Annotated in this window: 8 protein-coding genes; all 8 read left to right on the forward strand. The window is 73.1% G+C overall.

Features of this window, described 5'->3' with window-relative positions:
* Positions 1 to 772: type VII secretion integral membrane protein EccD (gene eccD / locus ACQRUO_RS23205; RefSeq protein ID WP_428317956.1), on the forward strand; the 772-nt coding region annotated here is incomplete at its 5' end.
* Positions 773 to 821: 49 nt separating this feature from the next.
* Positions 822 to 2,270: a type VII secretion protein EccB gene (gene eccB, locus ACQRUO_RS23210; protein WP_428317957.1), complete on the forward strand. Its 1,449-nt coding sequence runs from the start codon at positions 822 to 824 to the stop codon at positions 2,268 to 2,270.
* A gap of 199 nt (positions 2,271 to 2,469) precedes the next feature.
* The gene (locus tag ACQRUO_RS23215; RefSeq protein WP_428317958.1) at positions 2,470 to 2,817 is read left to right on the forward strand and encodes a hypothetical protein; all 348 of its coding nucleotides are present in this window, start codon (positions 2,470 to 2,472) and stop codon (positions 2,815 to 2,817) included.
* A 43-nt stretch (positions 2,818 to 2,860) separates the two neighbouring features.
* The gene (locus ACQRUO_RS23220) at positions 2,861 to 3,148 is read left to right on the forward strand and encodes a hypothetical protein (protein WP_428317959.1); all 288 of its coding nucleotides are present in this window, start codon (positions 2,861 to 2,863) and stop codon (positions 3,146 to 3,148) included.
* 60 nt (positions 3,149 to 3,208) lie between these two features.
* Complete coding sequence (locus ACQRUO_RS23225) at positions 3,209 to 3,664, forward strand: hypothetical protein (RefSeq protein ID WP_428317960.1); 456 nt, start codon at positions 3,209 to 3,211, stop codon at positions 3,662 to 3,664.
* A gap of 105 nt (positions 3,665 to 3,769) precedes the next feature.
* Positions 3,770 to 5,818 (forward strand): hypothetical protein, encoded by a 2,049-nt coding sequence (locus ACQRUO_RS23230; RefSeq protein ID WP_428317961.1) that lies wholly within the window; start codon positions 3,770 to 3,772, stop codon positions 5,816 to 5,818.
* Between the two features lie 135 nt (positions 5,819 to 5,953).
* Positions 5,954 to 6,400: a YbaB/EbfC family nucleoid-associated protein gene (locus ACQRUO_RS23235; RefSeq protein WP_428317962.1), complete on the forward strand. Its 447-nt coding sequence runs from the start codon at positions 5,954 to 5,956 to the stop codon at positions 6,398 to 6,400.
* Positions 6,393 to 6,701: a hypothetical protein gene (locus ACQRUO_RS23240; RefSeq protein WP_428317963.1), complete on the forward strand. Its 309-nt coding sequence runs from the start codon at positions 6,393 to 6,395 to the stop codon at positions 6,699 to 6,701. The genes ACQRUO_RS23235 and ACQRUO_RS23240 overlap by 8 nt, the downstream gene beginning before the upstream one ends.
* The last annotated feature ends 64 nt before the right edge of the window (positions 6,702 to 6,765 follow it).

Genomic DNA, 6,765 nt, shown 5'->3' on the forward strand with positions numbered 1-6,765 from the left:
GGGCGCCCGGCTGCTGGCCGGCGGCTCGGCGGCCGCCGGCGCGGCGGTGCTCGCGCTGGCCGCGGTGGCCTGCGCGGCGCCGCTCTTCCTCGGCCTGTTGCTGGTCGCGCTGCTGGTGGTGGCGGCCGGCGGCCTGGTGCTGGGCGGGGTGTCGCCGGACGGCACGGCGGCGGTGCTCGCGGTCCTCGCGGTGATGGTCGGCGCCTTCGTCCCGGCGGTCTCGTTCCGGCTCTCCGGCCTGCGGCTGCCGGCGCTGCCGCGCAACGCCGAGGAGCTGCAGGAGAACATCGACCCGTTCCCCAGCCGCAACGTGCTGGACCGCGCGACCGTGGCCGACGGGTACCTGACGGCCTTCTACCTGGCGCTCGGCGTCACCCTGGTCGGCTGCCTGACCCTGCTCGGCCTGGCCCGCGGCTGGGCGGCGCTCACCATGGTCTGCACCCTCGCGGTGCTGCTCCTGCTGCACGGCCGGGCGATCGGCAGCATCCCGCAGCGGCTGGCGATGCTGCTGCCCGGCGCCTACGGCCTGGTGCTGCCCACCGCCCACCTGGCGCTGCACCTGTCCGCCGCCCGCCGCCCGCTGCTGCTGGCCGGTCTGCTGCTGCTGGCCGCGGTGCTGGCCATGGTCGCCTGGACCGTCCCCGGCCGCCGGCTGCTGCCCTACTGGGGCCGGGCCGCGGACCTGCTGCACACCCTGACGGCGATCGCCGTGCTCCCGCTGGCGCTCGACGTCGTCGGCCTCTACCACGTCCTGCGGGCCGTCTCCGGCTGACCGCGCCCATCGGACGCCCGCCAGCCACCGCCCCTGAGGAGAAGACGACATGCAGTCCAAGCGCGACCAGGTGCAGGCGCACCTGTTCGTGATGAGCAGGCTCGCCACCGGCATGCTGCGCGGCGAGCCGGACGCGCCGGACACCCCGGTCGGCCGCACCTCGCGCGGCACCGTGATCGGGATGATCCTGGGCGCGCTGATCGCGCTCGGCGTCACCCTGTACGGGGTGGTGGTCCCCGGCGGGGCCACCGGGTGGCGCAAGCCCGGCACCCTGGTGATGGTCGACGAGACCGGGGCGCGCTTCCTCTACCTGAACGGCGCCCTGCACCCGGTGCCCAACGAGACCAGCGCCAAGCTGCTGGCGGGCGATCAGATGGCGGTCGACCAGGTGAGCGAGAGCTCGCTGGCCGGCACCCCGCGCGGCGCGCCGATCGGCATCGTCGGTGCGCCCGACAGCCTGCCGACCCCGGCCGACCTGGTCAACTCGCCCTGGCTGTCCTGCGCGGTCGTGCAGCCCACCGCCACCGGCGGCGCGGCGCCGCAGCTCACCCTGGCGGTCGGCCCGGCCCAGGAGGGCACCCGGCTCGCCGGTGACCAGGGGCTGCTGATCGTGGCCCCGGACAACACCCAGTACCTGCTCTGGCACGGCCAGCGGCTGCGCCTGGACACCAAGGGCGGCGCGGTGCAGGCGCTCGGCTACGCGGCCGCCACGCCCTACCCGGTGACCGCGGCCTTCCTCGACACGCTGGCGGCCGGCCCCGACCTGGCCGCCCCGGCGGTCGACGGGCAGGGCTCGGCCGGCCCCCAGCTGGCCGGGCAGCCGTCCCGGATCGGCCAGCTCTTCACCGGCCCGCGCGGTGACCACTACCTGCTGACCGCCACCGGCCTGGTGCCGCTGGGCGGGACCGCCTTCGCGCTGCTGAGCGGCGACCCGCAGACCCAGCGGATCGCCTACGCGGGCGCGGCCGTGCAGCCGGCGGCGATCGGCCCGGACGACCTGGCCGCGCACGGCGCCCCCGCCGCGGACGCGGCCAGGTGGGCGGCGCCGGGCCTGCCGGACCAGCCGCCGACCCTGGTGACGCCGGGTCAGGGGCAGGCGGTCTGCGCGGACGTGCAGGCCTCGGCGGGCGCGCCGGTCACCGCGGTGTCGGTGCTGGACGCGGCCGCGATCGGCGGGCAGCCGCCGGCCGTCCAGCCGGGCGTGCAGCCCTCCTGCACCGCGGCCGACCGGATCGCGGTGCGGCCCGGCGGCGGGGCGCTGGTCCGGGCGCTGTCGGGGGCGGGCACCGGCGCGACGGTGTACCTGGTGAGCGACGGCGGGGTGAAGTACCCGCTGGCTTCGGCCGCGGTGGTCAAGCAGCTCGGGTACGGCGCGAGCGTGCCGGCGGCGGTGCCGGAGGGGCTGCTCGCGCTGCTGCCGTCCGGGCCGAGCCTGGACCCGGCGCTGCTGGCCGGCGGCGGCGTGGTGGTCCCGCCGGCCGCCAAGGTCGGCTGCTGAGCAGCACCCGCAACGGGCCCCGGCGTCCTGGACGCCGGGGCCCGCGCGTCGTCCGGGTGCCGTCCGGGTGCCGTCCGCGGGGCCGCCGCCGGGGGCTGAACCCCCGGTCAGGTGCGGGCCGTTCCACGGAGCGAGGGATCGACTGGCCTCACGCGGCCCGTGCCGCACCCATGATTTCGTGCCGATGAAGGGACCCCCGGTGACCACTCCCAACCTCCAGACAACGGATGCCGTCGTCCAGCAGCAGCTGGCCACGCTGGAGGGCCGGATCGAGGCCATGCAGCGCGCGGGCCAGACCGTGCTGTCGATCAGCGAGATGATCGAGAACAACTTCCGCGCCCAGTGCAGCCAGACCTACCTGACGAAGATGGCCGACTGGCAGGACCAGTACCAGCGGCTCGGCAAGGACTACTCGGACCTCGTCGAGAAGCTGACCGCCGGCCACAAGATGATCGACAGCGCCCACGACGAGGCGGTGCACACCGCGCAGAGCTTCATGACCCTGCCGCCGGCCGCGCAGGACGTCGTCAACACGCTCAACCCCTGATCCCAGCACCCGACTTCGCACCGACCCACGGAAAGGGCCAACCATGGCTGACATCTCGCTCAACCACACGCCGATCGACAACGCCAAGGACGAGCTGATCCAGGCCAGCAACGCGATGCACGCGGCGATGGAGGAGTGCATCCAGGCCGTGCAGGCCTGCCAGCAGGTCCTCGAGGGTGACCTGGCCACCGCGGCCGGCAACTTCTTCACCCAGCTGGCCAACGCCGACGGCCAGATGACCGACGACATCAACCAGGCCGCCAGCACCCTGGGCGACATGCACGAGCTGCTGCGCCGGGCCGACGCCACCGCCGCCGCGCAGACCAGCTGACCCGTCGGCACGCACCGGAACACCCGAGTGGTGCGACCGGAGAGGAGGAGGTGAGCGGACATGGCCACGGATGACACGACCGATGGCGGTGGTGGCGACACCCTGAAGATCACCGAAACGTATCTGAAGGACTTCGCCAACAACCAGATCAAGCAGCTGCTGGACGCCCTGCGCAACGATGCGTCGCTGAAGGCGGTCCAGGGGTTCAGCCAGGGCAACGGGAGCGGCACCGGGCCGGGCCCGGGGCAGTACAGCAAGCTGCTCGGCGGCGGCAAGACGCTGGACGCCGCCCAGCAGCTGCAGGCCGACTTCAAGAGCCTGTGCACGCAGCTGGACGGGATGGTCCAGAGCCTGATCACCGAAGCCGGCATGTTCCAGCTGGACCTGAAGACGGTGGACTCGACCCTGACCAACGGAGCGGACGAGGCGCTCAGCGCCGCGGACATGATGAAGGTCCTCACCGACGTGCTCAACGGGATCAACAACCTGCCCAGCAACCCGCCGCCGAAGGCCTAGCGGCCACCGGCGCCGGACGGACCGCTCCCCCCGCGGCCCGTCCGGCGCCCCGGCCCGTCCCCTCGACCCGCCCGCCGGCCCAACGAATCCGGGAGCACGACGCCCATGGGAATCGCGACCTGGGAGGACGCCCTGGTGTCCTTCGCGTCCACCACCCAGACCACCATCACCAGTCGCAACGACATCGCCAGCAACAGCACCGCGACCTGGTTCGCCGCGACGGGCTTCGACAGCCACAGCGGCTACGCGCAGAGCGCCAACTACGACGTGTGGTGGTCCTACAACTACCAGGACGGTCTCGGCCGTCCGTGGAGCTGGGTGATCGGCGCCAACATGGACTGGAACAACTGGGGCAACAACGGGGACGGGCCGCTGGCCAAGTTCGCCACCGAGGAGCCGCAGAACATCCTGGACCCGCTGAACTCCTGGCCGAACCAGAACGACACCACCAGCGTCTGGAGCTTCGACGCCGGGCACGACGCGCTCGTCGGCACCGTCAACTTCATGCACACCTGGCAGCCCACCATCAAGAGCTGGATGGACGGGATCAACACCTCCGGCAGCGACTGGCAGGGCAGCGCGGCCGGCGAGTTCAAGGCCGTCCTCGGCTCGTTCAACAGCATGCTGGACAAGATCGGGACCCAGCTGGCCGACGGCGGTTACGCCGACAAGCTGGCGGCGAACCGGGCGGCGCTCGGCACCGCCACGCTCGGGCTGAACTCCATCCACCTGAACTGGTTCAACAGCCGGCTGGCCTGGCCGGTCAACGCCGTGCACGACGCGATGCTGAACGGCATGGCCGGTGCCACGGTCACCGTCACCCCGGGCTCGACCAGCTACTACCACGGCGTCAAGAGCCAGGGCGCGCCGAGCATCAAGATCAGCAGCCCGACCCTCGGCGACCCCAGCACCCCGGACTTCTTCGACCGGCTGCAGGCCAACGCCAAGGCGCTGTGGATCCAGAACGTCGTGACCATGATGGACGGTCCCGCGGTCCAGACGATGAACACGCTCAGCCAGTCCTACGGCGACACCAGCAGCCTCTTCTCCCGCGGCCTGCTGCCGGTCTCGTTCACCCCGCCGCAGCCGACCACGCCCAACCCCGGCGACCCCAACAACCCCCTGAACGACCCGAACAACCCGCTGAACGACCCCAACAACCCCCTCAACAACCCGAACTCGTCGAGCGACACCAGCGGTCCGGGCGGCAGCAGCGACACGTCGACCACCCCGCCGCCGAGCATCGGCGCGGGCTCCGGCCAGGGCGGGATGGGGCCCGACTCCAAGATGACCGTGCCCCCCATCGGCCCGGGCACCGGGATGGGCACCGGCTCCGGCACCGGCACCGGACCGGGCGGGACCACCACGCTGCCCCCCATCGGCCCGGGCACCGGGATGGGCAGCGGCATGGGCGGCAGCGGGCTCACCGCCGGCCCGGACGGCAGCGCCAAGGTCCCGGCGGGCTCGACCGTCCGCCCGGACGGCACGGTGGTGGACAAGAACGGCAACCCGGTGCTGGACGCCAACGGCAACCCCGTGGTGCTCCCCAAGGGCGACACCATCGGTCCCGACGGCACCATCCTCGGCCCGGACGGCAAGCCGATCTCCGCCACCGCGCAGCAGCTGGCCGACGAGCAGGCGCTGTTCAACGGGCCCGGGCTGCTGCGCCCCGGCGGCAGCTCGCCGAGCTGGGACGGCCCCGGCCTGCTCACCCCCGGCTTCGACTCGAGCGTGCTGAGCGGCACCAGCGGCGGCCTCGGCGCCGGCCTCGGCTCGGGGCTGGCGCCGATCGGCGGCGGTGGCGGCGGGGCCGGCGGGCTCGGCCGGTTCGTCAGCACCCGGGCCGGGATGAGCGACCAGGCGCTGGAGAACAGCGGCGACCCGATGGCCGACCCGGCGGCCGAGGAGGCGGCCACCGCGGCCGAGCAGGAGGCGGGCGGGCTGTCCGCCGCCGACGAGGCCGAGATGATGGGCCGCTCGGTCAACACCAGCAGCGCCGGCGAGCCGATGATGCCGCCGATGGGTGCCGGTGCCGGGGCCGGCGCGGGGGCCGGTCAGCAGGGCAAGGAGCGCCAGCGCACCACCTGGCTCGCCGAGGACGAGGAGGTCTGGGGCACCGAGACCGGTGCGGTCAGCGGGGTGATCGGCCGCTGAGGCCCGGCGGGGCCCGCGGGGGTTCGGGCGGCCAGGTGAACCCGCGCGTCGCACCGGTACGTACCACCTGACGACCCCCAGGGCGCCGGACCGCAGAACCAGGTCCGGCGCCCGTCGCACGGAGAGAGGCACGCGATGGAATCCCCGTTCGCCGACCAGCTGCAGCAGGCGATGGCGGGCCTGCAGGAGCACCGCGCCCGGATGCAGGAGGCCCAGCTGGAGCTGCAGGCCGCCACCGCCTCGGTCACCTCCAAGGACCGGCTGGTCACCGCAGTGGTCGGTCCGCAGGGCCAGGTGATGTCGATCACCTTCCACACCGACGACTACCGCGAGATGGCACCGGCCCAGCTCGGCCGGGTGCTGACCGACGTGCTCAACGCGGCCCGCGCGCAGATGGGGGAGAAGGTCACCTCGACCATGCGCAACTTCCAGGGCCTGGGCGACATGCTGCGGCAGACGATGGTCGGCGGCGCCGACGCGCAGCTGGAGGAGCTGCTCACCCCGCTGCGGGCGATGCGGCCGGGCTTCGCCGAGGACGAGGCGAAGCGGAACCGCAGGAAGCAGGAGGAGTTCAATGGCTGAGCAGCTGCAGAAGCTCGACGGGCTGAAGAAGTCGTTCACCCACTTCGACGACATGTCGACCCTGCTGGACCGGATCAACACCCGGGTCCAGGACATCAACGAGCGCAACAAGCAGGCCGCCGGCAACGACGACACCGGGAAGCAGTACCACGCCCAGATCGACAAGCCGACCAAGGACCTCACGCAGCTGATCGGCGACCTCCGGGACAAGATGACGGCGGTCGGCTACCACGGCCAGGGCACCGCGGACCTCTTCGACAGCGCCGACCAGGACGCCTCGGACGCGGCGGGCAGCATGTAGCCGCTGCCGCCGTCCCGCCCGCCCGTTCACCAGCTCCGCCGCAGTACACCCGAGGAACCCCGCC

This window comes from Kitasatospora sp. LaBMicrA B282, assembly GCF_050325825.1.
Classification (GTDB): domain Bacteria; phylum Actinomycetota; class Actinomycetes; order Streptomycetales; family Streptomycetaceae; genus Kitasatospora.